21 protein-coding genes and 2 pseudogenes are annotated in these 26,150 nt (G+C 49.8%); 18 read left to right on the top strand and 5 right to left on the bottom strand.

All coding sequences use genetic code 11. The features are described from left to right. Window positions 1-131: 131 nt before the first annotated feature. Window positions 132-1,037 (bottom strand): LysR family transcriptional regulator, encoded by a 906-nt coding sequence (locus tag UNDKW_RS23240; protein WP_162060680.1) that lies wholly within the window; start codon window positions 1,035-1,037, stop codon window positions 132-134. A 117-nt stretch (window positions 1,038-1,154) separates the two neighbouring features. On the opposite strand from UNDKW_RS23240, the gene UNDKW_RS23235 reads away from it, so the two are divergent. The 12 genes from UNDKW_RS23235 to maiA all read left to right on the top strand — a co-directional run bounded on the left by UNDKW_RS23235 (window position 1,155) and on the right by maiA (window position 11,349). Next, the gene (locus tag UNDKW_RS23235) at window positions 1,155-2,141 is read left to right on the top strand and encodes a 2Fe-2S iron-sulfur cluster-binding protein (protein ID WP_162060679.1); all 987 of its coding nucleotides are present in this window, start codon (window positions 1,155-1,157) and stop codon (window positions 2,139-2,141) included. A gap of 15 nt (window positions 2,142-2,156) precedes the next feature. After that, a complete protein-coding gene (gene gtdA / locus UNDKW_RS23230; RefSeq protein ID WP_162060678.1) occupies window positions 2,157-3,209 on the top strand; it encodes a gentisate 1,2-dioxygenase in 1,053 nt (350 codons plus the stop codon). A gap of 13 nt (window positions 3,210-3,222) precedes the next feature. Beyond that, window positions 3,223-3,921: a fumarylacetoacetate hydrolase family protein gene (locus UNDKW_RS23225; protein ID WP_162060677.1), complete on the top strand. Its 699-nt coding sequence runs from the start codon at window positions 3,223-3,225 to the stop codon at window positions 3,919-3,921. A 30-nt stretch (window positions 3,922-3,951) separates the two neighbouring features. After that, window positions 3,952-5,229 (top strand): aromatic ring-hydroxylating dioxygenase subunit alpha, encoded by a 1,278-nt coding sequence (locus tag UNDKW_RS23220; RefSeq protein WP_162060676.1) that lies wholly within the window; start codon window positions 3,952-3,954, stop codon window positions 5,227-5,229. Between the two features lies 1 nt (window position 5,230). Continuing rightward, a complete protein-coding gene (locus UNDKW_RS23215) occupies window positions 5,231-5,704 on the top strand; it encodes an aromatic-ring-hydroxylating dioxygenase subunit beta (protein ID WP_162060675.1) in 474 nt (157 codons plus the stop codon). A gap of 7 nt (window positions 5,705-5,711) precedes the next feature. After that, complete coding sequence (locus UNDKW_RS23210) at window positions 5,712-6,023, top strand: non-heme iron oxygenase ferredoxin subunit (RefSeq protein ID WP_162060674.1); 312 nt, start codon at window positions 5,712-5,714, stop codon at window positions 6,021-6,023. 64 nt (window positions 6,024-6,087) lie between these two features. After that, window positions 6,088-7,263, top strand: a complete 1,176-nt coding sequence (locus tag UNDKW_RS23205) for an ABC transporter substrate-binding protein (RefSeq protein ID WP_162060673.1) — start codon at window positions 6,088-6,090, stop codon at window positions 7,261-7,263. Continuing rightward, entirely contained in the window at window positions 7,264-8,187 is a 924-nt protein-coding gene (locus tag UNDKW_RS23200) for a branched-chain amino acid ABC transporter permease (protein ID WP_162060672.1), read from the top strand. Beyond that, window positions 8,187-9,212: a branched-chain amino acid ABC transporter permease gene (locus tag UNDKW_RS23195; protein WP_162060671.1), complete on the top strand. Its 1,026-nt coding sequence runs from the start codon at window positions 8,187-8,189 to the stop codon at window positions 9,210-9,212. Before UNDKW_RS23200 ends, UNDKW_RS23195 begins: the two co-directional genes overlap by 1 nt. Beyond that, window positions 9,209-9,958 carry an ABC transporter ATP-binding protein gene (locus tag UNDKW_RS23190; protein ID WP_162060670.1) on the top strand — a complete coding sequence of 250 codons (750 nt, stop codon included), beginning with the start codon at window positions 9,209-9,211 and terminating at the stop codon, window positions 9,956-9,958. The genes UNDKW_RS23195 and UNDKW_RS23190 overlap by 4 nt, the downstream gene beginning before the upstream one ends. A gap of 11 nt (window positions 9,959-9,969) precedes the next feature. Then, a complete protein-coding gene (locus tag UNDKW_RS23185) occupies window positions 9,970-10,686 on the top strand; it encodes an ABC transporter ATP-binding protein (RefSeq protein WP_162060669.1) in 717 nt (238 codons plus the stop codon). Window positions 10,687-10,692: 6 nt separating this feature from the next. Beyond that, on the top strand, window positions 10,693-11,349 hold the full coding sequence (maiA, locus tag UNDKW_RS23180; protein ID WP_162060668.1) for a maleylacetoacetate isomerase: 657 nt from the start codon (window positions 10,693-10,695) through the stop codon (window positions 11,347-11,349). Window positions 11,350-11,536: 187 nt separating this feature from the next. On the opposite strand, the pseudogene tnpA reads toward maiA, so the two are convergent. Both tnpA and UNDKW_RS23170 read right to left on the bottom strand, forming a co-directional pair. Beyond that, a pseudogene (tnpA, locus tag UNDKW_RS23175) lies at window positions 11,537-11,967 on the bottom strand (IS200/IS605 family transposase). Between the two features lie 184 nt (window positions 11,968-12,151). Beyond that, window positions 12,152-14,641, bottom strand: coding sequence for an adenosylcobalamin-dependent ribonucleoside-diphosphate reductase (locus tag UNDKW_RS23170; RefSeq protein ID WP_162060667.1), 2,490 nt, complete (start codon window positions 14,639-14,641; stop codon window positions 12,152-12,154). Between the two features lie 697 nt (window positions 14,642-15,338). Between UNDKW_RS23170 and UNDKW_RS31235 the strand changes: the two are divergent. Both UNDKW_RS31235 and UNDKW_RS23160 read left to right on the top strand, forming a co-directional pair. Further along, window positions 15,339-15,530: pseudogene (locus UNDKW_RS31235) on the top strand (hypothetical protein); the annotation flags it as partial. 14 nt (window positions 15,531-15,544) lie between these two features. Continuing rightward, window positions 15,545-20,626: a two-component regulator propeller domain-containing protein gene (locus UNDKW_RS23160; RefSeq protein WP_232063087.1), complete on the top strand. Its 5,082-nt coding sequence runs from the start codon at window positions 15,545-15,547 to the stop codon at window positions 20,624-20,626. Here the strand turns inward: UNDKW_RS23160 and waaA are convergent. Further along, on the bottom strand, window positions 20,621-21,898 hold the full coding sequence (gene waaA, locus UNDKW_RS23155; protein ID WP_162060664.1) for a lipid IV(A) 3-deoxy-D-manno-octulosonic acid transferase: 1,278 nt from the start codon (window positions 21,896-21,898) through the stop codon (window positions 20,621-20,623). The two genes, UNDKW_RS23160 and waaA, sit on opposite strands and share 6 nt — an antisense overlap. Before the next feature lie 3 nt (window positions 21,899-21,901). Then, the gene (locus tag UNDKW_RS23150) at window positions 21,902-22,804 is read right to left on the bottom strand and encodes a DMT family transporter (RefSeq protein ID WP_162060663.1); all 903 of its coding nucleotides are present in this window, start codon (window positions 22,802-22,804) and stop codon (window positions 21,902-21,904) included. A gap of 372 nt (window positions 22,805-23,176) precedes the next feature. Here UNDKW_RS23150 and UNDKW_RS23145 point away from each other — a divergent pair, with 372 nt between their 5' ends. From UNDKW_RS23145 to UNDKW_RS30150, 4 genes are all read left to right on the top strand, one after another. Then, window positions 23,177-24,175 (top strand): hypothetical protein, encoded by a 999-nt coding sequence (locus UNDKW_RS23145; RefSeq protein WP_162060662.1) that lies wholly within the window; start codon window positions 23,177-23,179, stop codon window positions 24,173-24,175. Window positions 24,176-24,219: 44 nt separating this feature from the next. Next, window positions 24,220-25,065 carry a 3-deoxy-8-phosphooctulonate synthase gene (gene kdsA, locus UNDKW_RS23140; protein ID WP_162060661.1) on the top strand — a complete coding sequence of 282 codons (846 nt, stop codon included), beginning with the start codon at window positions 24,220-24,222 and terminating at the stop codon, window positions 25,063-25,065. Between the two features lie 64 nt (window positions 25,066-25,129). Further along, entirely contained in the window at window positions 25,130-25,819 is a 690-nt protein-coding gene (locus tag UNDKW_RS23135; RefSeq protein WP_162060660.1) for an energy transducer TonB, read from the top strand. Window positions 25,820-25,872: 53 nt separating this feature from the next. After that, window positions 25,873-26,085, top strand: coding sequence for a hypothetical protein (locus UNDKW_RS30150; RefSeq protein ID WP_197892994.1), 213 nt, complete (start codon window positions 25,873-25,875; stop codon window positions 26,083-26,085). Window positions 26,086-26,150 lie beyond the last annotated feature (65 nt).

The raw sequence follows: 26,150 nt of genomic DNA, 5'->3' as shown, positions 1-26,150 counted from the left end.
GCAACGCTTCATTGTTCTCCTCTTTTAGCAACACTGTCAATAGTGGGCAATCAAGTCAATCGCCATGATCAGCCAACAAACGGCACATTCACTTCAATGTGTGGTTCCTTTTGTCAATTTACTACGCATTGTTACGAATCCGAAAAAATGTCGAATATCAACCGTCGCATCCATTGATTGCCTGGCTCCTTATGAAATTTGGCATGCCAGAATAAATTGATTCCTGTCTCCGGAAGTGGTATTGGATGATCCATGTAACGAAGGTTAAACGGTGCCAGGCATTCTCTGGCATAGCGCTCGGGGACAGTTGCCAACATATTGGTTGTAGACAGAATATGTCCGACTGCGACGAAATGAGGGACAGTTAATTTAATGTTCCTCTTGACGCCTTTTCTTTCTATAGATTCATCCAATTTTGCGTGCCCGGTTCCGGCCGAGATAACAACAACATGCTCAGCATTGGAAAATTCCTCGATTGAAATTTTTTTCTTATCCAGAGCATGGCCACGGCGCAACATACAAACGTATTTTTGCTCGAAGAGGCGATGCTGAAAAAAGCCAGCCTTCAACTGAGGTAATAAGCCAACAGCCAGATCAACATTCCCTGCTTCCATTTCATCTCTAAGATTAACCGCGGTGTTACGAACCGTACTGATTGAAACATGAGGTGCAATCCCGGATAGCGCATTCATTAATTTAGGTAGGAAATATATTTCGCCAATATCCGTCATCCCTATCCTAAAAGTTCTTGAGCTACTTTTTGGATCAAATAGTGTTTGCTGGTTCAAGGTACTGTGAATAGCACTCAATGCATACGCAATAGGTTCAGCCAACTGTACCGACAACGAGGTTGGCTCCATCCCCTTTGAAGTTCGAAGGAACAACTCATCCCCCAATAGACGCCTGAGCCGGTTGAGCGCATTACTGATTGCCGGCTGTGTCTGACCAAGCTTTTCTGCAACGATAGAAACGCGCTTGTCTATCAACAATTGATTAAAGACGACTAGCAGGTTGAGGTCAATGTCCTTGAGTTCCATAGTTAAGTAATATCATTTTTAGTGATTATTAAAATTCACAGAATACTATATATTAATAAAGCATGGATTTCTATAATTCCCCCAGCCAGTCAATTGCAATAGCTAAAGGGAGAAAAAATGGAACTCGTTGTGCAACCCCTGGGGCGCGCGCTTAGCGTTCAGCCTGGACAAAATCTGCTGGGGGTGCTGGAAGCGAACGGTATTCCAATCTCTTATAGTTGCAAATCAGGAAGATGCGGAACTTGCCGGTGCCGTATATTGGAAGGCAAAGTACTCGAGTCTGGAAGAGATGCAAAAATCACCAATCCAGATGACGATAATCATGTATTGGCATGCATGAGTGTGCTGACAGAAAACTGTGTAATCGAAATCCCTGAACCTGATGAGATCGTTCATCACCCTGCCAAAATAATTAAAGGGACCGTGGTTTCCCTGGAAAATTTAACTCACGACATCAAACGACTCGTCGTGAAATCTCCCAAGCAGCTCTCATTTTCACCTGGTCAATATGCGACGCTGCAGTTCACTGCAGAACATATACGCCCTTACTCAATGGCCTGCCTGCCTGACGATGACATACTCGAATTTCATATCCGTGCAGTGCCGCATGGTCGTGTTACCAGCTACGTCTTCAACGAGCTCAAGGTCGGCGATGCGATTCGCATCTCAGGCCCCATGGGGACTGCCTATTTACGTAAAAAACATACCGGTCCAATACTTTGCATAGCCGGCGGCACAGGGCTTGCGCCCGTACTGGCTATCGTTCGCGGCGCCACCTCCGCCGGACTCAATAATCCAATTCATCTGTACTTTGGTGCTCGTTCATCAGCAGATATATACGGTCTGGCATGGCTCGAATCCATAGCACTGCAGAATCCAAATTTACACATACACGTCATCGTCTCAACCAACGAAGCCGATTCCAAATATCGCATCGGACTGGTGACGGATGCCGTTGAACAGGATTGGAGAGATTTAACAGGATGGCGTGCTTATCTTTGCGGCGCTCCGCCTATGGTTGATGCAGCGAAATTGATAGTGAAGAGAAAAGGTATTGCGAATGAACATGTTTATGCAGATGCATTTTATGCCAGTGCGAATTAAGTGAGTAACGACCCTATGAACAAAGAACTAACGAATGATGTTCACGAAGAACGTCAAAGATACTACCAGCACATCAACAAATACAGCATGACACCCCTATGGGAAGTATTAGGCCGCCTGGTTCCCAAAGAACCTGCACCTGTCGTAGCTGCCACTTTATGGAAATACAGCGAAGTACGTGATCATGTACTGAAAGCAGGCAAGCTTATTACCGCAGAAGAGGCAGAACGCCGTGTGCTTATTCTGGAAAACCCGGCACTTCGCGGGAATTCATCCATCACACAAAGCTTGTATGCTGGCCTACAGCTGATTATGCCCGGCGAAGTAGCTCCGGCACATCGTCATACCCAGTCTGCTCTCAGACTGGTGCTGGACGGCGAAGGTGCCTACACGGCAGTTGATGGCGAACGCACTACCATGCAGAGAGGTGATTTCATCATTACACCTTCCTGGACTTGGCATGACCATGGCAATCTGGGTAATGACCCAGTGATTTGGCTGGATGGGCTGGATATTCCCCTGGTCAGATTCTTTGATGCAGGCTTTGCTGAACATAGTCAGGAACGATCTCAGCAAGTCAGCCGACCAGAAGGAGACGCATTGGCGCGTTACGGTAGCAATATGCTGCCAGTAGATTTTTACCAGACATGCAATCAGCCTACCAAGGTCTTTGTTTATCCATTTACCCAAACACGCCAGTCGCTGTTGACAGTGTCTCAAGGAGAAACTGATAAACATCACGGGCACAAGCTGCGTTTTGTGAATCCAGCTACAGGTGCATCTCCAATGCCAACGATTGCTGCTTTCGCACAATACCTACCACAAGATTTTAAGAGCCATCCGTATCGCTGCACGGATGCAACTGTCTACGTCTGCCTGGAAGGTGAAGGAACAGTGACGATTGACAACAAACCATTTCACTTCTCGCAAAACGACGTATTCGTCGTTCCCTCTTGGAACAAACTCAGTCTGCATGCTACCAGTAACTGCATCCTGTTCAGTTATTCCGACAGGCCTGTTCAGCAAGCGCTGGGAATTTGGCGAGAAGAACGAATCCAAAATAACTAATAGGAAAAAGAAGATGAAATACGTCGTCAATACAGCTCCCATATACAGTCTGGAAGTGGCAGGCACAACAGATGAATTTCCCGTCAATCGCATTTTTTGCGTCGGAAGAAACTATGCTGCCCACGCAAGAGAAATGGGGAAAGACCCAGAACGTGATCCACCATTTTTCTTCATGAAACCAGCATGTGCTGCAGTCAAAGTGAAAAATACAGAATCCAGCATTCCTTATCCAGGCATGACCAACAATTTTCATCATGAAATTGAGATGGTGGTCGCGATTGGACGTGGCGGATCAAACATTTCAAAAGAAGACGCGCTGCAACATGTATACGGTTATGCCGTTGGGCTGGACATGACGCGCCGCGACCTGCAATTGGATGCGAGAGAAAAAGGACGGCCTTGGGAATTTGGAAAATCCTTTTCCGGCTCTGCACCAATCGGTCCTGTCCACCGGATAGAAGAAGTGGGCCACATCGCAACCGGAGCAATCAGCTTAACTGTCAATGGTGTGACCAAGCAATCCTCCGACGTAAAGGAATTGATTTGGTCTGTTGAGGAAAGTATTGCCTATCTTTCGCAGTTCGAAGAATTGGAACCTGGCGACATCATCATGACTGGAACGCCAGAAGGCGTCAATGCGGTCGTAGCTGGCGATGTGATGGTCGGATCAATAGATGGCCTGGGCACAATTACAGTTCGCGTTGCAGCCTGATAGCCATGAATCAAAAAAAGGGAGCGAGATATGAATGATTCAAAAACGGATGATTCAAAAACTATTTTTCCAAGCGATCCTAAATGGGAAGGAGACGGGTCAAGCCGGATTCCATTCTGGGCCTACACCGACGAATCCATCTACAAGAAGGAGCTGGAACGGTTTTTCTACAACAAGCATTGGTGTTACGTCGGACTTGAAGCTGAAATCCCCAATTTTGGCGATTTTAAACGCACAGTTGTTGGCGAAAGATCGGTCGTCATGACACGCGATGCCGACGGTGCCATTAGCGTTGTTGAAAATGTTTGTGCCCACCGGGGCATGCAATTTTGCCGAGTGCGTCACGGCAATAAAAAAGAGCTGGTTTGCCCTTACCACCAGTGGAGTTATAAACTCAACGGTGACCTGCAAGGAGTTCCATTTCGTCGCGGCGTCAAACAAGATGGAAAAATCAATGGCGGGATGCCAGCCAGCTTTAAAACCGAGGATAACGGTTTGACTAAGTTGAAGGTCGCTACCCGTGGAGGCGTGGTGTTTGCCTCTTTCGATCTGGACATAGAGCCCTTGGAAGAATTTCTGGGGCCGCAAATGCTGACGTATTTTGATCGTCTGTTCAATGGACGCCAGCTCAAAATCCTGGGCTATAACCGTCAGCGCATACCTGGCAACTGGAAGCTGATGCAAGAAAATATCAAGGATCCCTACCATCCTGGTTTGCTTCATACCTGGTTTGTCACCTATGGTCTCTGGCGCGCAGACAACAAATCGCAGTTGCGCATGGATGATCAATTCCGTCATGCCGCGATGATCTCGACCCGTGGCACCGGTGGCAGCAAAACCGAAGTCACTGCTGGTGTAAGCAGCTTTAAAGAGAACATGCAAATCAACGACCAGCGTCTTCTTGATATTGTCAAGGAAGATTGGTGGAACGGCCCAACGGCGGTAATGATGACGGTGTTTCCAAGTGTTATTTTCCAACAGCAGGTCAACAGCGTATCCACCCGCCACATTCAGCCGAATGGCACGGGTTCATTTGACTTTATCTGGACTCATTTTGGCTTTGCAGATGATACCGAAGAAATGACAGGGCGACGTTTGATACAGGCAAATCTGTTCGGTCCAGCGGGCTTTGTATCGGCAGATGACGGTGAAGTAATCGAGTTTTCACAATGCGGATTCGAACAGAAACCCAACCATCATACGCTTGCTGAATTGGATGGCATACACATCCAGGACACTGAGCATATGGTGACCGAGACATTGATTCGCGGCATGTACAACTATTGGCGGAAAGTGATGGGGCGTTAACATGATTGATCAAAAAACATACTTCGACCTATGCCAACTGCATGCGAACTACGCCTCCGTGGTCAGCAATGCAGAATGGAAGAAATGGCCGGATTTTTTTACTGATACATGTACGTACATGATACAGCCCCGTGAGAATTTTGAGCGAAACTTCCCTCTTGCCACACTATCGTTCATCAGCAAGAAAATGTTGCTGGATCGTGTCTACGGTATCGAAGAGACCATATTTCATGATCCCTATTATCAACGCAATATTACCGGCATTCCATTGGTAAAGAACTGCGAAGGCGGTCTGATTACTGTCGAAACGAACTATGCCGTATTCAGAACCAAACTTAACCAGGAAACCACCGTATTTAACGCTGGCAAATACCTGGATAAAGTACGTCTTACTCCTGAAGGAATGAAGTTCGAGTCAAAGCTATGTATTTATGACTCAGAAATGATTCCGAATTCACTTATTTATCCAATTTGAGGTACTCATGAATCAGCACTGGATCCAGGCAATTGCAGTCGATGATCTTCCACAAGATGATGTTATTGGCGTCGCTTTGGAAGGCAAGGATTTAGCTATTTATAGCTTTGACGGAAACGTCTACGCAACTGACAACATTTGCACCCATGGACATGCGCGCTTGTGTGATGGCTTCCTGGAAGGGCATGAAATCGAATGCCCACTGCATCAGGGAAAATTCGACATTCGCAATGGCAAGGCTATGTGCGCCCCTCTCACTCAGGACCTTCGCACCTACCCTGTGAAGATTGAGGCAGGAAAGGTTTTCATAGAAATTTAAATAGCACCCCAGTTAACGCTTGCGTTTGAACAAAAGCAGGCACCAAAAAACATCAGGAGACAAAATGAAAAACTTAAAAAAAATAAGCTCAACAATAGCCTTCACTCTAGCTTTCGCATCATCAGCCCACAGCGCCAATGAAATAAAGATTGGCTTTTCAGCGCCACTATCAGGAAGTCAGGCAATGGTCGGGCAAGATCAATTGGATGGTTTTAACCTGGCAGTCGAGCAATATACTGGTCGTTTGGGCGGCCGCACAGTAACCCTGTTTAAAGAAGACGATCAACTAAAACCGGAGATAGGTGCGCAGATCATTCGTAAATTTATCGAAAAGGATAAGGTTGACGCAATTGTCGGCCTGGGGTTTTCTAACGTCTTCATGGCCGGATTCAAGACTATCGTAGACTCGGGAACGGTAGCTATTGGAACAAACGCCGGCCCGTCCCCAGTCGCTGGTATCTCATGCGCGGCAAACGTGTTCTCAGTGGCATGGCAAAATGACAGTTCTGCTGAAGCAGTCGGTCAATATGTAAAATCCAAAGGCTACAAAAAAGTATTCATCCTGGCTCCCAACTATCAGGCCGGCAAAGATATGCTGACGGGGTTCAAGCGATTCTATAAAGGCGGCGTCGCGGAGGAACTCTACACGCAAGTCGGTCAAACTGACTACTCTGCCGAAATTGCCCAAATTCAGTCTGCAAAGCCAGATGCTGTGTTTGTCTTCTATCCAGGCGGTATGGGTGTCAATTTTGTAAAACAATTCAGCCAGGCTGGCTTATTGGGTAAAGTGCCGATGTTCTCGGTATTCACAGTAGACGGCACAACAATGCCAGCATTGCGAGACTTTGCAGTTGGCAGTACCTTTGGTGCCATGTGGGATGCTGCCCTGGACAACCCTGAAAACAAGAAATTCGTCGCAGCGTTCCAGGCGAAGTACAAACGTGTTCCAAGTGAATATGCCGCAACTGCGTTTGATGCTGCACGCATTTTAAATTTGGCGGTGGAAAAGCTCGGCGGCAACACCTCAGACAAAAAAGCTTTCTCAGAAGCCGTAAGAGCCGCTGGCAAAGAGTTTAAATCGGTAAGAGGTCCTTTTCAGTTCAATAACAATAATCTCCCCATCCAAAATTACTACATATTTGACGTGATAAAAAATGCTGGCAACATTGAAGTAAAGCAAAGTAGCGTTGCGCTAAAAGAACATTCTGACGCCTACAGCAATCAATGCCCGAGGAAGTAAATGGACATCTTGATGCAGGTATTTCCGCAGATCCTGAATGGCGTCCAATATGGCGTGCTCTTGTTCTTGCTTGCAGCCGGCCTGACATTGGTGTTCGGGATCATGAACTTTGTCAATTTGGCGCATGGTTCACTGTACATGCTGGGCGCATATTTTTCCGCTCTTGGCTACGAGTATGGAGGATCGTTCATATGGGCATTGCTGGCAGCAGTCGTCGGTTGCGCTACTGTTGGATTGCTTTTAGAGCGCATTGTCATTACCCAACTATATAACCGAGACCATCTGGATCACGTGTTAGCAACTTTTGGACTGGTGCTTTTTTTTAATGAACTGGTACGCATCCTGTTTGGTTCGCAGCCTTATTTTTTGCCAGTTCCGTCATTCCTTGAAGGAACGGTGAATCTTTTTGGCATCACCTACCCTGCTTACCGCTTTTCTATCATCGTTGTCGGTATCGTGGTCGCCGTGGGAGCGCAATGGCTCATGCAAGGCACACGTTTGGGGATGCTCATTCGTGCAGGCGCGAGCAACCCTGCCATGGTTGGCGCACTGGGGGTCAATATTAAATTACTCAACACGCTCTTGTTCTGCATAGGTGCTGTACTTGCAGGATTGGCGGGCGTGATGGCTGGGCCAATACTGTCGATTCAATCGGGGATGGGTGAATCTGTATTGATAACCACACTTGTCGTGATTGTGATCGGTGGAATTGGGTCAATTCGGGGCGCCCTATACGCATCAATCATCGTTGGTGTAGCAGATACGCTGGGGCGTGCTTTTTTGCCCCTGCTGTTCCGCTCGATAATGGATAGAGAAGTGGCCACAGCAGCCGGGCCAGCTGTTGCTTCAATGCTGGTCTATATCTTGATGGCAGTTGTGTTGGCTGTCAAACCACAAGGCCTTTTTCCAACGGGGAGGCGGTAATGTTGAAAAAAGTAATGCTTCACAAAATAGCCTTTTTCCTGCCAATGTTCATATTGGCCCTGCTCGGTCTGGTGCCATTAATGGCAGGAATGCTTGATCAGCCATTTTATGTATCACTGTTTGGCCGCATAGTCATTTACGCATTGGCTGCAATGGCCTTAAATCTTTCGCTGGGTTATGCAGGGTTGGTCAGTTTTGGCCATGCTCTTTTTTTTGGAGTTGGCGCCTATTGTGTTGCGATACCAGCCTTTTATGGTATCGATTCCGGGTGGATACAACTGTGCATTTGTATAGCAACATGTGCTGTACTCGGTTGCATCACCGGCCTAATCAGCCTTCGTACTTCAGGTATCGCTTTCATCATGATTACGCTTGCCTTTGCTCAAATGGGGTATTTCGTGTTTGTAAGTTTAAAAAATTTCGGTGGAGATGACGGCATGACCATCTCTAATCCATCCAAATTTTTCAGCATGAATTTAGGTGATCTGACCACGCTTTATTATGTCGCTTTTTTTCTGCTGTGCGTTGTTTTCTGGTTTATGTGGCGGCTCTATTCCTCGTTGTTTGGGATGGTGCTGCGCGGCACAAAACAAAATACGCGTCGCATTAATGCATCAGGGTTTTCAGCAAAAAAATATCAGCTTGTTGCCTATGTTATTTCTGCGATTATTTGCGGCATTGCAGGATTTCTTTTGGCAAACCTGAATGCATTTGCATCACCCAGCACACTGGCCTGGTCCGTGTCTGGAGATTTAATTGTGATGGTCGTACTCGGTGGGATGGGGTCAGTTGCCGGACCGCTGATTGGCGCATTTGTATTCTTGGGACTTGAAGAAATACTGAAAGCATACTTCGAGCATTGGATGGTCGTTTTTGGCCCTGTTATTGTTTTGATTGCCCTGCTCGGGAAGTCAGGAATTATTGGCTGGTTGAATGGCATTGATCAAAGGCTGACACGTCTTCGCAATCATTATGAAACAATGAAAAATACGAGCAATATCCCGTCTGAGGAGAAATCAGTATGACGACAAGCTTACTAAGTACCCGCTCCATGACAAAACGATATGGTGGATTGCTCGTTACTGATGATGTCACAGTTGATATTCAGCCAGGTGAACTACATGCAATCATTGGGCCAAATGGCGCGGGTAAAACTACCCTCATCAATCAATTGTCAGGAGAATTATCACCTGATGTCGGGCAAGTATATTTCCAAGGTCAGGATGTCACAAGTCTTGATATCGAAAAACGGGTTCGCCTTGGCTTGCTCCGGTCGTATCAGATAACTTCGATCTTTGAGGCATTCACTGTTCGCGAGAATGTTGTGTTATCTGCAGCCGGAGCTAAAAGAAATGCATTTTCTTTTCTAAAACCGATGCTCGCGCATAAAAACCTTACCGATATAGCAGACAGAGTTATTGAAGATATTGGCCTGGTAGCCAACCAAAACATTCCGGCAGGCGAATTGGCCTACGGGGAGAGACGACAACTCGAACTCGCAATGGCTATAGCGGCGGAACCCAAGTTTCTGTTATTGGATGAGCCGATGGCTGGAATGAGCTCTCAAGAGTCTACAGTCGTAATAGCCTTACTCAGGCGACTCAAAGGCAAATATGGAATCCTGCTTATCGAGCATGATATGGACGCCGTATTTGCACTTGCGGATCGTATAAGCGTGCTTGTTTACGGTCGCATCATGTTTTGTGGGACACCAGATGAAATTCGCAATCACCCAGAGGTGAAAGCTATTTATCTTGGCGAAGAAGAATAAGGATTAACCCGATGGACCAATTGCTTAACATTGAAAATGTTGTTGCGTCTTATGGACATGCCCAGGCCTTGTTTGGCGTTACTCTGGATGTCAGAGAAGGAGAAGTAGTCACTCTGCTTGGGCGAAACGGCATGGGTAGATCGACGACAATCAAATGCCTTTTCGGACTATTGCCGATACAAAAAGGAAATATATGCTTTGCGGGGACTGACCTTCAATCAAGCGCATCACATGTAATTGCTCGTCTTGGCTTAGGGCTGGTACCAGAAGGGCGCCAGATATTTCCCAATCTGACTGTGGAAGAGAATTTAGTCGCTACAGCAAGGACGTCGAAAAAAAACACCCGCTCTTCGCCTTGGACACTAAACCGTGTTTACGAATTTTTTCCAAGATTAAAAGAGAGACGCAGTAATCAGGGGTGGCAGCTATCTGGCGGTGAACAGCAAATGCTGGCAATTGGCAGAGCTTTGATGACCAATCCACGACTTCTGGTTTTGGACGAGGCTACGGAAGGGCTATCCCCCTTAATCAGGCAAGAGATATGGGCCGCTTTAAAGATATTGAAAAATGAAGGTCTGTCACAAATCGTGATTGATAAAAACATCAAATCTCTTTTGAACCTGGCTGATCGTCATTTTGTCATGGAAAAAGGAAGGATAGTCTGGACCGGCACTTCAGCAAATCTTTCAAATGAATCCGACATCATTCATCGATACCTTGGAGTTTAAATCATCATGTCCAGCGAACGTATTCTCTACAATTATTTCCGTAGCTCTTCTTCATATCGGGTTCGTATAGCACTGAATCTGAAATCGCTTCCATTCGAGTATCTCGCCGTGCATTTGAATAGACATGGAGGCGAGCAATTTTCGCATGACTTTCGAACGCTAAATCCACAACAACTGGTTCCACTACTGTTTGAAAATGGAAACAGTATTAGCCAGTCACTCGCCATCATTGAATATCTTGAAGAAATGTATCCTGAGCATCCGTTATTGCCATCAACGCCCGAGGACAGGGCCTACGTAAGGCAGATAGCGAATGCAATTGCATGCGAGATGCATCCCGTGAATAACCTGCGTGTGCTGAAATATCTGACTGAAGAACTCAAACTGACTGATGACGCGAAAAAAGGCTGGATTCGTCACTGGAACGAACTGGGCTTGCAGGCTCTTGAAAAGACTATTTTGAATTCGCCCAAGAGAGGGCAATTTATTTGTGGAAACACACCAACAATAGCAGACTGTTGCCTTGTCCCTCAGTTATTCAATGCCAGGCGCTTTGATGTAGATCTCGCACCATACCCGACCTTGCTAGCAATTGCGCATGAATGTGAGATGCTAAAAGCATTTGAATTGGCGCATCCTGGAATGCAACCAGACACAGAGTAATTTCAGCCAGAGTTTATCGGATGTATAGGGACTAGCTTCACCTTTCCCTGGGTCACCATATCTTGAGCGTGTCAACTCAAGATATGGCGTACCAACAAATATTGCTTAAATTGCCTCCGGCAAAGCCGGAGGTTTATTGCTGGTGCGCCTCAAAGGCGCTGGTAACCCTTGAGCCGCCTAAAGGCGGCTACAGTCCCAATTTCATTTGGTCGTAACGTTCATCTTCTTGCTCCTTATTTCGGATGTATGCCGAACCATTTCTTCATCCAGTCCCACTGTTGAGACAAAGTAACCTCTTGCCCAAAATACTTCTCCTGTGAAATTTCTTTGCCTTCCACCAAAGTGTCTGGCTATCGAAATTGCACTCTTGCCTTTCATGAATCCCACAACGTTCGATACTGAATACTTTGGCGGAACGCTCAAACACATATGAACATGGTCAATCATCAAGTGGCCTTCAACAACACTGCATTCTCTTTGCCTCGCCAATTCCCGAAATATTTCTCCAAGATGCTTCCGCAATGCCCCGTAGATCAACTTCTTCCGGTATTTCGGGATGAACACTATATGGTATTTACAATCCCACCTCGTATGACTCAAATTTTGATACTCTTTCATCTTGAAACTCCTTCTTTTGGTAGAGATAGAAGTTTCAAACCGACCGCCGTATAGGTCAAACCTTGAGGAGTCCCCCGGCAGAGCCGGGGGATTACCTTATTTATTTAAACTACTTGCAGCTTATGCTGTCAAACTTGCAGCTTATGGTGTCACCCACAGTTACTACCAATAATTAGCCTGCAAGTTAACCGCAGGCCCCGACATAGCCGCAAGAAACACAACGGCTGCAACCATCGATTTTTTGCAGGGCATGTGCGCCGCAATCCGGGCATTTTTTGCCGGTGGGGATATAGCTGATCGGTGCTGCATTTTCACCTTCATAGGCCAGGTCATCCATGCCGTAGTGATGGCTTCTTTGTTTGAACTTTTCTGCCAATACGGTGATAGGGATCTGGTTGCCTGCAGCGTCGAGGAAACCGCGCTTCATCAGTATGCGTTGCAGCGAGTAGCCTATGGCGGCGACTTCGGATTCATGGAACAGCGGTGCCTGTGAGCCATCGTCCTTGGTGATCATGCCACAGCGTACTGTGCCCTTGTCCCACACCACTTCACGCATGTCTGCCAGTGCCTTGGCGATGGAGCCACCTGAGCGAGCTGCCATCGACAGCAAGCGCATGCTGGCTGATATCCATTGCTGGCCATCGTTCTTTTGTCCCGCAGGCATGAAGAATTCAAACGGGCGCTCTATCGTCACGCGTTCGCCGCCGACCATGCCATCTATGTGGATGAAGCTGACTGTCAGATAGACTGTCTTTTTGCCTTCATACGTCATGTACTGCACTTTGGAAGTGACAGATTCGAGGTCGCCAAATGGGCGGCCATCGAATTGTTTGCGCAAGAGGTCATCATCAGGAATATGTTTGACTTCCGGTGCTGGCTCAGTAGAGACCGACAGGACGCTGCCCAGGATGCTATTTGGGCGGTAAGTTGCCAGGCCCTTGAGGCCAGCGCGCCAGGCATCCATGTACAGGTTCTGGAAGTCTTCGTAAGGATAATCTGCCGGTACGTTGACGGTTTTGGAAATCGCAGAATCAATGTAAGGCTGCACTACCTGCAACATCTTCATGTGGTCGCTGGCGGACATATTGAGAGCGGTGACAAACTGCTTGGGCAGCTTGCTGTCGTCAGATACATCATTGCCCAGGTGGCGGTACAAACGCCATGCATGGTCAGCCACTTCATAGATTTTTGGGTCACCCGCAGCCATGCGTTTCTTGCGGTTATACACCCAGGAGAATGCCGGTTCTATACCATTTGATGCATTGTCAGCAAAGGCCAGGGTGATGGTGCCGGTAGGGGCGATGGACAGCAAATGGGAATTGCGCAAACCGTGTTTGGAAATCGCATTGCGTACATTTTTTGGCAGGCGTTTGGCGAATGCGCCAGACAGGTATTTTGTGCTGTCAAATAAGGGGAACTGGCCTTTTTCTTTGGCCAGTTCTGCCGATGCCAGATAGGCTGCATCGCGCATGACTTCAGATACCTTTTGTGCGAAAGCACGGCCAGCATCGGAGTCATAACGCTGTCCCAGCATGACCAGGCTGCTACCCAGGCCAAGGAAGCCCAGGCCGACACGGCGCTTGGACATGGCTTCAGCTTTTTGCTGTGGCAAAGGCCAGGCAGTGGCATCGAGTACATTGTCGAGCATGCGTGTCGCTACAGTCACTACCGCCTCAAAGGCAGTGAAATCAAATTCGGCAGCATCAGTGAATGCACCCTTGATGAAACGCGTCAGGTTGATCGAACCCAGGCAGCAGCAGCCATAGTCAGGCAGCGGTTGTTCTGCGCAGGGATTGGTGGCTTCGATTTTTTCGCAATAGTAGAGATTATTCTCCGCATTCATGCGTGACAAAAACAGGATGCCTGGTTCTGCATGATCGTAGGTCGATTTCATGACCTCATCCCACAGATCACGTGCGCGTACGGTTTGATAGACCCACAGACCGTCTTCACGCTGGTAGGCACCGGCTTCTTTTTTGTCTTCGCCAGGTTCCGCTTTATGGACCAGACAAAAGTCTGTGTCTTTTGCCACTGCTTCCATGAATTCATCGGTAACACCGATGGAGATATTGAAATTCGTCAAACCACCCTGGTCCTTGGAGCGTATGAATTCCAGGATGTCAGGATGATCGCCACGCAAGACACCCATCTGCGCACCACGACGCGCACCGGCAGATTCAACTGTCGAGCAGGATGCATTGAAGACCTGCATGAAAGAAACCGGGCCGGAGGCGCGTGAACGGGTGCCGCGCACCAATGCATCCTTGGGGCGTATGGTAGAGAAATCATAGCCAACACCACCACCGCGACGCATGGTTTCTGCGGCATCTGCCAAAGCGGTATAAATGCCAGGCTTGCCATCGGTGGCGCTGGAAACAGAATCACCTACCGGTTGTACGAAGCAGTTGATCAGGGTGGCGTGCAAGTCCATGCCAGCGGCAGAATTGATGCGGCCTGCTGGTACAAAACCATTCTTTTGCGCCCACAAGAATTTTTCTTCGTAGTAAGCCTGAAAGTCTGGCTGCTCTACACTGGCGAGTGCTTTGGCAACACGAGACTGCACATCATGGATGGTGACTTCATCGCCTTTGGCATATTTTTCGAGCAAGACATCGAGGGAGATTTCCTGGGGAGACATTTCTGTCAATCCTAAAATTTTTTCGTTTGCGTTCATATCAATAGTTTTTCTTTGTTACTTGTTGCAGAGATGAATCCTAAGCCCTGCCTGTTCAATAAAACAGGCAGGGTGCCAGGCTGTTTTGCCTGGGTATTAGATGGGAAGCAGGATGGCGTAGTCCTTATTAAAAGAAGTATTGCGAAGTATTGCCCTATTGAATTTAAGGCATCGCAATGCCAACCATCCTGATGTCTGATGGCTTCCATTATAAACCCCGCTGCGACAATTTTTCTTGAGCTGCATCTAGATAAGAATAATCTTGCAGACAAGACATAACAAAATTACCAAGCAAAAATTTCAGCCGGAACAACTGATTTTCCGGCAGAATGAAAACTGCCGTAGCGATACAGGATTTTTGGATAGAGATGCAGGAAGTTGGGCCGGACTTTATCTTTCCGGCAACCATGTCTGTATGACATGAACAGATTTTTATCGTTAAAAAAATTCCTCATCCGGTTTGCCAGGCAGATATGTATTTTTGATATCTGCGTGCATAGTTTTTTGTTTCCACTTGCGTCCGGACAGGGCTCTGATGTCAGTAAGTCTAGCCAAACTTGCCGCTTTTTAGCGAATTCCCTACAAACTGTGAAAAACTCTGCGAATCTCAGGGGTAACAGTGATTTCTTGATGACTGTATAACATATACTTGAACAAAATTTGATCCAAGAAATTCAATAAAAACAGAGGGCACATAATGAGGCAGGGCAGTTTGGCTAGGCGATATACTTTTCCTCAGTTCCTGTTCGCCTGCATCAGCTTGCTGTGCCTGGTTTTCCTTTTGTTTTGCCAGCCTGCTCATGCGGTCAGTGTGCAAAGCCTGCGTTTTGAGCAGGTTGGGCGGGACCAGGGTTTCCAGCATGAATCCGTGCAATCCATGCTGCAAGACCGCCAGGGCTATATGTGGTTTGGCACCCAGGGGGGCTGCATCGCTATGACGGTGCCAAGGTGGTATTTTTCCGCCATGACCCCAGCCGTACAGACAGCCTCACCGACAACTGGGTCTGGGCCCTGCATCAGGATGACAAGGGCAGGATATGGGTGGGCACGCGCAATGGCGGCCTGCACCGTTATGACATGGCAACCGAGACCATGGTCAGGTATAAGCGCAACCTCGCCGATATCCGCAGCTCTGGCGGCAACCAGATACAGGCCATTATCAGTGACAGCAGCTCAGGCCTGTGGCTGGCAACAGGTGATGGCCTCGCGTATTTTGACCCGGATACTGCCCGTTTCCAGATCCTGCGTCATGACGACAAGGATGCCGCCAGCATCGCCAGTGACCAGATCAGTGCACTGAACCTGGATAAGGATGGCAACCTGTGGGCGGGCAGTAATGCCGGTCTCAGCGTCATGTACCGGGGCAAGACCGCCTTCGAGAATTTTCGCCTGGACAGCGATGCCAGACCAGACCCGCGCCACAATAATGTACAGGCCCTGCTCAGCGACAAACAGGGTAACCTGTGGATCGCCACCTCGGCCGGGCTGGAGCTATGGTCACGCGACCGTAAGCAAAAACGCCGCTTTGGGCGGGCAGAAGGCCTGGAGCCGGGCCCTGTCACTTCTTTGCTGGAAGACCGTGACGGCGTGATCTGGGTAGGCACCGATGATGGTCTCAAGCGCTGGAACGCTGCCGACAACACATTCTCATCTTACCGCCATCATGCCAGCGACAGGCACAGCCTGGCTGACAACCGCGTCACGCGGCTGCTGCAAGACCGTACCGGCACCTTATGGGTAGGCACCTGGCTCGGTGGTGCCAGCCGGACCAATCTGGCCAGTGGTGGGTTCGAGCGCCTGCTGCATTTGCCGGGCGAAGCCAAGACCCTCAGCAATAATACAGTCTCAGCCATTACCAGCAAGGACGGCGTGGTCTGGATAGGTACCGGCGATGGCCTGAACCGTCTCGACAAGGCCAGCGGTCAGGTGCGCGCCTATCATCACCTGGACAGCATGCCAAACAGCCTCAGTAATAGCAAGATCAGGGCTTTGAAGCTGGCACCTGAGGGCAAGCTCTGGGTCGGTACCCAGGATGGCCTGAACCTGTTCGACACCGTGACCGCGCGTGCGCAGCATTTCCAGAATGACCCCAAGCAGGCAGACAGCATCAGTTCCAGCATCGTGCACTCGCTGGCCTATGACAGGGCAGGTAATTTATGGGTGGGTAGCGATGACGGCCTGAACCTCATGCAGGGTGGCAAGTTCAAGCGCTATATGCATAATCCCAGGGACAGCGACAGCCTTGCCCATGGCCGGGTAGTGTCCATCCTGTTTGACCGTCGCGACCAGTTCTGGGTGGGCAGCTTTGGCGGCCTCGACAGGCTGGACCGCAGCACAGGCCGCTTTGAACATCATGCCCACGATCCCGATAACCCGGATAGCCTGAGCCATAGCCGCGTATATGCCGTGTATGAAGACAAGGCCGGGGTGATCTGGGTAGGCACGGCCAGCGGCCTGAACCAGATGGTGCAGGGCGCGGATGGCAAGATCAGTTTTATTCGTTACGGTGGTGCATTGGGGAATGATGCGACCGCCGGTTTTGCTGAAGATGAAGCTGGCAATCTGTGGATCAGCACCGATGGTGGTTTGTACAAACTCGGGCCGGACAGGAAGACCATCAAAAAATATTCCGCCGATGATGGCCTCATCGATGGCACATTCACGGTAGGGGCCAGTCACCGTGATGCTGACGGTGCGTTGTATTTTGGTGGCTTTCAGGGCATGGCCTGGTTTTATCCTAAAGCCATACGCGATAACACTGCCAAACCTGTCACAACAATTACTGATTTTTTGATTTTCAACCAGTCCGTACGTGGCGGCAAATTGCCTGCAGGTGTGAAGATGGACGGCAATATTTCTGATGCCAGATCCATCACCCTGTCTTACAAGCACAGTGTTGTATCGATAGAATTTGCCGCACTGAATTATTCCGACCCCCTGCATTATCGCTATGCCTACAAGCTCGATGGCTTTGACCAGGACTGGGTACAGATAGATGGTGCCCACCGTGCTGCCAACTATACCAATCTGGGCGCAGGCGAATATGTGTTCAGGACGCGTGCCGCCACCAAGGATGGCGAGTGGAGTGAAGAAGGTGCCAGCCTGCTCATCACCATCACGCCACCATTCTGGATGGAGTGGTGGTTCAGGATCATCGTCAGCCTTATCCTGCTGGGTCTGATCTTCCTGGCCTATCGCTGGCGTGTCAGTCGTTTCTCTTACCAACAAAGCCAGCTCGAAGAACTGGTCAGGCAGAGAACTGCCGAGGCTGACCGTGAACGCAAGCGCCTGACCGATCTCACCGATGTCCTGCCACTCTCGGTTTATCAATACCGTGAGAGGCCGGATGGGCAAAGAGAATATGCCTATGTCAGCGAGAATGTGAAAAACGTCATGGGTGTGCCAGCAGCAGACTTGCTGGCCGACAAGGACGCGCGCTGGCGCACCACACTGGCAGAAGACCGTGAAACTGCCGAGGCCAGCCTGAACCGGGCCGTTGATAACCGCACCTCCAGCAATTTTCACCAGCGTGTTCTTGTCGATGGCGAGGTGCGCTGGTTGCGCTCGCAAACCGTGGCACCCAAGCGTGTCAATGGGGATTGGATATGGAATGGTTTCTGGATAGATGAAACCGAAACCTATCTGCAAAAAGATGAACTGCGCGAAGCCAAGGAGCAGGCTGAGCAGGCTACCATTGCCAAGTCCTATTTCCTGGCGAATATGAGCCATGAGATACGCACACCGATGAATGCCATCATCGGTCTCTCGCACCTGGCCAAGAAAACCCGCCTGAGCCTGAAGCAGCGCGACTATATCGACAAAATACATAGTGCTGGTACTTCGCTGCTCGGCGTGGTGAATGACATCCTGGATTTTTCCAAGATAGAAGCAGGCAAGCTCGATATAGAATCTGCCGAATTTGTACTGGCCGATGTCATCGACGATGTTGCCACCATCGTTGCCCACAAGGTCGCAGAAAAAGACATAGAACTGGTATTTGATATCGATACCCATGTCCCGCGCAGCATGCGCGGCGACCCCTTGCGCCTGGGCCAGATCATTACCAACCTGGTCAATAATGCCATCAAGTTTACCGATCAGGGCTCAGTCATCATCCTGGTCAAGCAGGTGCAGGCAGAAATCGACAAGGTGCAACTGCAATTCAGCGTGCAGGATACCGGCGTCGGCATGACAGAAGAGCAGCAGGAAAACCTGTTCCAGGCCTTTACCCAGGCGGATAGTTCCACTACCCGTAAATATGGCGGCACTGGGCTGGGCCTGACTATCTCCAGGCACCTGGTTGAACTCATGGGTGGCACGATCTGGGTAGAAAGCCAGGTAGGCAAGGGCAGTAATTTTCATTTCACTTCCTGGTTCGCGTTTGCTACCCCGGCTCCGCAAATCGTCTTGCCTGAACAGGTACAAAGCCTGAAGCTGCTGGTCGTGGATGACCATGACGTTGCCCGCATGCATTTGCAAAAGCTGGGCCAGCAACTTGGCCTGACAGTGAATGCTGCCAACAGCGGCAAGCTGGCTCTGCACATGCTGAGCGAAGCCAGGGTACATGGTCACCCCTATGATTTACTGTTACTTGATGCCCACATGCCTGACATGGATGGTGCCGCCACCATGAATGCCATCGCCGCCAGCATGGGCAAGGAAGCACCCCAGGTCATCATGCTGACCACTATGAGTTTTGATGAAACCACCATGCAAGCCAGGACTTATGCACCACTCGCCTATCTGTCCAAGCCCACAGGCATGGCGGGTTTGCTGGAGGTCCTGCTGCGTATCAGTGCCACATCGCGTGAGGCGCCTGACAGCACTGCAGTTGAGACACATAGCGACTGCCGCTTTGAAGGCATGCGCATCCTGCTGGTAGAAGACAATCATATCAACCAGCAAATTGCTGCTGAGCTGATGACTGAGGCAGGCATGATCGTCGATGTGGCCGACAATGGCCGCATCGCTATCGACAAGCTGAACCAGGGCAACCCGTATGACATCGTGCTGATGGACTTGCAAATGCCGGAGATGGACGGCTATGCCGCCACTACCGTCATCCGCTCTTACCCCGAATGGCTGGACTTGCCCATCATCGCCATGACCGCGCACGCCATGAATGAAGAGCGGCAACGCTGCCTTGATACCGGCATGAATGACCATATCGCCAAGCCGATAGACCCCGACAGTTTCTTTGCCACTCTTGCCCGCTGGTGTGGCCAGCGCATGCCAGGTTATCAGGCTGAAGACTCAGCATCAGCACCAGCCGTGACGGCAGCGGCTGTTGGTACTGTACCCGATGCACCCGCCACAGCAACCACCAAGGCGGAGCCAGTCAAGCCAGGGGCCCCTGTCCACGACCTGAACATACCCGGTGTCGATGTCGCCCCCGCCTTGCGCCGTTGCAGCCAGAATCTCGACCTCTACTTGCGCCTGCTGCAAATCTTTGTTGAAAGTGCTGCAAGTGCGCCAGACAAGATCAGGCAGGCATTGGAGCGGGGTGACCGTGGCACGGCAGAGCGCGAAGCCCATACCATGCGCGGTGCGGCGGGCAATATCGGTGCGACAGCACTGGCTGCAGTATCCACTGAGCTGGAGCTGGCTATAGAAAATTCTGAAGAGAATGAGGCTCTGCTACAAAAATTCAGTGCGGCCAGTGCAGAACTTATCAATGCCCTGAAACAGGTTTTGCAAGATCAGGCGACTAAAGCCGCTTTACAGGAGAAAGAGGCAGAGCAGACAGGGCGAGACCGAAATACTACTGATGCAGCAGAAATTGCTGGTCTGTTCACGACCTTGCGCCAGTATCTCGAAGACTCAGACAGTGAAGCACTCGATTATTTCAATACCCACCAGCCCAGCATGCGCCAGGTATTGGGGGCGCAGGCTGATGAATTTGTGCGGGCCCTGCAGGCGTTTGACTTTGAGGCGGCTCTGCAGATACTCGATAATGTCAGTCCTGTCGGCAGTACCACATCATAGATATTTTTCCAGCATCTGCATGGTACGTGCGGTTGCGCCCTGATGCTGCAAAAAGAACGTGTAGGCTGCCTCACCCATGCGATGGCATTTTGGCTTGTCAGCCAGCAGGGCATGAGCCTGGCGGAACAGGCTCAGCGCACCATCGACACGGAAGGCTGCACCGCTGGCAATCGCCTGGTCAGTGATCTCAGAAAAATTGAAGGTATGCGTGCCTGTCAGTACAGGCTTGCCCATGGCACAGGCTTCAATCAGGTTATGGCCACCGAGTGGCACCAGGCTGCCACCGACAAAGGCAATATCGCAGGCCGCATAGTACATATACATCTCGCCCATGCTGTCACCGAGTATGACCTGTATGTCTTTACCTATAGGGGCGATCTCTTCATGGTTCAGGCTGGAGCGGCGCAGATATTTAATGCCATGTGATTCCAGCAGGCCGGCCACATGGTCAAAGCGTTGCGGGTGGCGTGGCGTGATGATCAGCAGCGGGTTGGTTTGCAGCAAAGGCACCTGCTCAACAAAGGCTTGCAGTATCAGCTCTTCTTCGCCATCGCGGGTGCTGGCGCACAAGATCACCTGGCGCTCGCCAAAGCTGCGGCGCAGGGCTGCACCGCGCTCACCCATCAATGGCGGCGGTGTCACGTCAAACTTCATATTGCCGGTCACACCCGGTTGTTCTATGCCTAGCTCATGAAGACGCAGGGCATCGGGATTAGATTGTGCCGCCACACTGCTGATGGCACGCGCCGCAGGCAAGATCAGCGAGGCCAGCCGCTGGGCCTTGCGCAAAGATTTTTCTGACAAACGGGCATTCACCAGCGTCACGGGGATGGACTTGGCCTCACACTGGGCAATCAGGTTAGGCCAGACTTCTGTCTCTATCAAGATGCACAGTTGCGGCGAAAAATGCTGCAGGAAACGTATGATCATCCAGTTGATGTCATATGGCAAAAATGCCTGTTGCAGCCTTGGGCCTACATCGGCAAACAGCTTGCCGCCCGTCTCACGCCCGGTGGCTGTCATATGCGTCAGCAAGATACGGTGTTCAGGGCAGCGCGCCAGCAGGGCTCGTATCAGCGGTTCAGCCGCACGTGTTTCACCGGCTGAGACAGCATGCACCCAGATCGTTGGCACGCTTGCAGAAGCTGGGTAAAAGCCCAGGCGTTCAGCGATATGCTGACGATAACCGGGCTCAAGGCGTCCACGCCACCAGAGACGGAACAGGGCAAACGGCAGGGAGAGGCCCCATACCAGGGAGTAAAGAAGACGCATGCTTTATGTCCGACGGAAATTCACCAATACAATACCACCACAGACCAGTATTGCACCCAGCGCAAAGCGCGGGCTAATGGGATCGTGCATAAGAATGACACCAGCGGCCACGCCGAACAAGGGTGTCAGGAAAGAAAAAACAGATAGACGCGACGCCAGATAACGCCGCATCAGCCAGAACCAGGTCAGGTAACTGGCAAAGGCAATCACCACCGTCTGAAAAACCAGGCTGACGATGCTGGTTATATCCCATTGCGTGGGCAGGCTTTCGCCACGCAGCGTGACAAATGCCAGCAGGATCGCTGCGCCCACCGCCAACTGGTAAAACAGCGTGGTCGTTGGTTCTGCCTCAGACAGGCTGGACTTGCGTATGGTAATCGTGGTCGCTGCCCACAACACCGCTGCCGCCACACCAAAGCTGTCACCGATGAGCATGTCAGCCACATCACGCTGGCTACTACTGAAGGCGCTAGAAAAGGCAATTGCCACGCCCGCAAATGCCGACAAGATACCCAGCCACTGTGTCGACTGCAAACGCTCAGCCGGGATCAGCCAGTGCAGGCCCAGCACGGTAAAAATAGGGGCGGTATATAAGAACACCGACATATGCGAAGCCGTGGTGTATTTCAGTCCCAGCGATATGCATAAAAATTCAACAGCGAACAAAACACCCGCCGCAATACCGGGCATAAGATGTTTGTCGCGCAAAGAAAATGGAAGCTTTTTAACAAGTATCAGCAGCAACACCAGCATCGCCGCAAGGCCTGAGCGCAGACCCAGTTGCATGGTGGCACCGATAACAGGCGCCGCCAGTTTAACCGCCACCTGCTGCAAACCCCAGCACAGGCACAGCACCAGCATGAGGGAAGTGGCAAAACCATCAAGATTTTTACGATGAGCAGACATCAAGCTTGGGAGTGTGGGCGAAGAGGTGGGAATATACCTGAAAACGGTGTGCAGGGGTTATGTCTTGTTTTGGGGATTTACTCCTTCCCCTTCAAAGGTAAGCTTGGGATAGGGGGGATTTTTGTAGTAAATTTAATAAGTGGTCATTCGACCGAAACCCATCCCCACCCTAACCCTCGCCCTTGAAGGGGAGGGGACTCATTCGGTGAAGTGACTCATTCGTAATTTTAAGTTCTTCAGATTGCTTAAAACAGCAATCTAGTTGCCTTCACTGCAACACCATACAAAACCACCCCCATAAAATGATATCCTATGCCTCTTAAACAACATGCAAGGACATGTTGAGCCCTTCACCATCCTGGACATGAATAGATGAGTACAGATATTTTCTGGCAAGCACTGGCAAATGCACAGCCACAATTACAGCAAATGGAAATTCGCGATGTCATGGAAGCCATCAATGCATTGCTGGAACCCCATTTCCCCAAGCTGGCTGCTGAATTGCAAGGCAAGACTGAAGATGGTGTCTATGACCTCATCATCACCGCCCACGGCGCGACCGAACATTTTCAGGATGTCATGACGCTGGCGCAGACAGCGCCCAAACTGACCATGTTCCCCAATGTAACTGCCTTCCGGGCACGCACAGAAATGGGTGAGTTTGGCATGTCCATGGATAATTTCAGCCTCAGCCCTGCCGACGTGCTGGTTGGCCATTATGCCGACGCAGGCAGGGTGGGTTTGCAATTATGGTTTGCCAAACCCATACCGCAAGACATGGTCGATCATGCCAGGCACATGTCCTTCATCCTGCTGGACCATGCCATCGGTGAATATGATTTCGCCATCAAGATAGGTCCGGTAGAATTTATGGAAGACGAAGCTGAACAGGACACTGTCAGCCTGGCTGCCTTCCCGGCTGTGCTTGACCATTTCTGGCGCGATGAACTTGGGCATACGACCCTGTTCCCGACCGGTGAAAATGAATGGACAGGTTTTGAGCTCGTCAGCAATACCGACCCTGACGACAAATTGCTGGTACAACGCAATGAATCCGCCATGGCGCTGGTTGGCAGGGCCGACATGCTGTGGCGCGTGCAAGTCGATGTGACACTGGACAATAAAGATGATCTTGAAGCCGCCCGCGAGTTTGAAGACCAGCTTGAAACCCTGCTCGCGCAAACCCAGGAAGGCATCACCAGCCAGATCACCCTGCATGGCAATGTGCGCAGCATGAACTGGCACGTCAGCGATGTAGAAACCGCTATGGCCAAGGCGCACAACCTGGCACAAAACTTTGCCCCGCTGGAGTTTGCTATCAGCAGCGAATTTGATCCGCAATGGCAAGACTACCTGCGCTGGGTATCCTAAACATATTCAGAAGCTAATATATTATTTTCAGAACTGGAATCATCTTGACTACCGTCGCCATCACCCCAAAAATTCAAGCCAGCAACCAAAGCCCCTTCGTCCTGTTCGGCGGCATGAACGTGCTGGAATCCAAAGACATGGCCTTGCGCGTTGCCGAAGAATACGTGCGCGTCACCAGCAAGCTGGGCATCCCCTATGTCTTCAAGGCCAGCTTTGACAAGGCAAACCGTTCTTCCATCCATTCTTACCGTGGCCCTGGCCTGGAAGAAGGCTTGAAGATATTCGAAGCCATCAAGGCAGAATTTGGCGTACCCCTGATCACCGACGTACACGAGCCATGGCAAGCTGTGCAAGTGGCAGAAGTCGTCGATGTCCTGCAACTGCCCGCCTTCCTGGCACGGCAGACTGACCTCGTGGTTGCACTCGCCAAAACTGGCCGTGTCATCAACATCAAGAAGCCACAATTCCTGAGCCCTTCACAAGTACAGAACATCGTCGAAAAATTCAGGGAAGCAGGCAACGATCAATTGATACTCTGCGACCGCGGCACCTGCTTTGGCTACGATAACCTGGTGGTCGATATGCTCGGCTTCGCCGTCATGAAAAAAGTGACGAACAATCTGCCTGTCATCTTCGACGTTACCCACGCCCTGCAACAACGCGAAGCTGGCGCAGCAGCCTCAGGTGGCCGCCGCGAACAGATCGTCGAGCTGGCACGTGCGGGCATGGCGACTGGTCTGGCGGGCCTGTTCCTCGAAGCACATCCTGATCCGGCACAAGCGAAGTGTGATGGGCCAAGTGCCTTGCCGCTGGATAAGCTGGAACCTTTCCTGGCGCAATTGAAATCGCTGGATGATTTGGTAAAGTCGTTTGCCAAGCTGGAAATTTAATATCAGGTTCATTTTAATGAGGCGTATGTTCTCCTTGCATTGACTCGCGATTTAATAAGAAAACATGTTTAAAAATCAAATTTCTATTCGTTATATTCTTTTATTTGTGCTGTTGAATTTAAATTGGGGGCTATCCTCAGCGCAGATACAAACTGATTCAAGAATAAATTCTAACAACGCGAAAATTTCGGAGATGCAAGCATATTTTTCTGACAAACCCTTGGCATTTCACCGTTGCAAAAGAGCTGAATATCCACGGTTTGCATTGCGACACGAATTTGAAGGAAAAACTGAAGTTGATGCCGTGACTGACTCTGAGGGTCGCGTTATTATTGCTGAGATCGTGAGAAGTAGTGGCTGGCGCCTATTGGATGAAACTGTTTTAATAAATATCATGGGATGTAAAATATTTGATAATCCAGGGTTGGAGAAAGTATATGTAAAGGGTGGTTTTGTTTGGAAATTGGAGGGGCCTGCTGAGATTCCGGCAGAGTTGTTGACAGATACATGTAGCAAATCTGAATTTGTAAGTTTCGCAAGATCAAATGAACCTGGACGCGGTATTGTAGTTGGCGTTTGGTTGAATAATGAGGGAGGAGTCGATGTGGCTGAACTTCAATGGCGGATGGAAAACAAATTGGATCAAGAAAGTTTAAGACTTGCTCGTTCCTGTAAATTCAAGCCAGCATCGAATGAAAAGGGAAATCGGGCATCAACGATTTCTCTGAGGTTTCTGCCGTTGCGAGCAAATTGAGAATTACGAATACCAGTAAATGAATTTCTTAAGTAAAGATGTTTGAGTAAGCCATGTTCGAAAACCTCGATCATCTTTACCGCTTCCCCACCAGAGCTGCTATAGACGCACTGGCAATACGCTTTAATCTGCCCAATACAAAAAATATGCAGGATTGGGAATATGAAGTTGCTGATGCAAACAGGATAGATGAATTTCTTGTTGCCTATGATAGTGGCGAGTTGAGGGAAGACGAAAAATTCACGCTCATGGCTATGTTAGTGTAATCATCTTGCGACGCCATAGATAGAAAAGAGAATTTTCTGCGTAGCGAGAGCTGGACGCAGTTTCT

This window comes from Undibacterium sp. KW1 (genome assembly GCF_009937955.1).
Classification (GTDB): Bacteria; Pseudomonadota; Gammaproteobacteria; order Burkholderiales; family Burkholderiaceae_D; genus Undibacterium.
The sequence above is the reverse complement of the archived record's forward strand: the minus strand, read 5'-3'. Positions and strand labels throughout refer to the sequence as shown.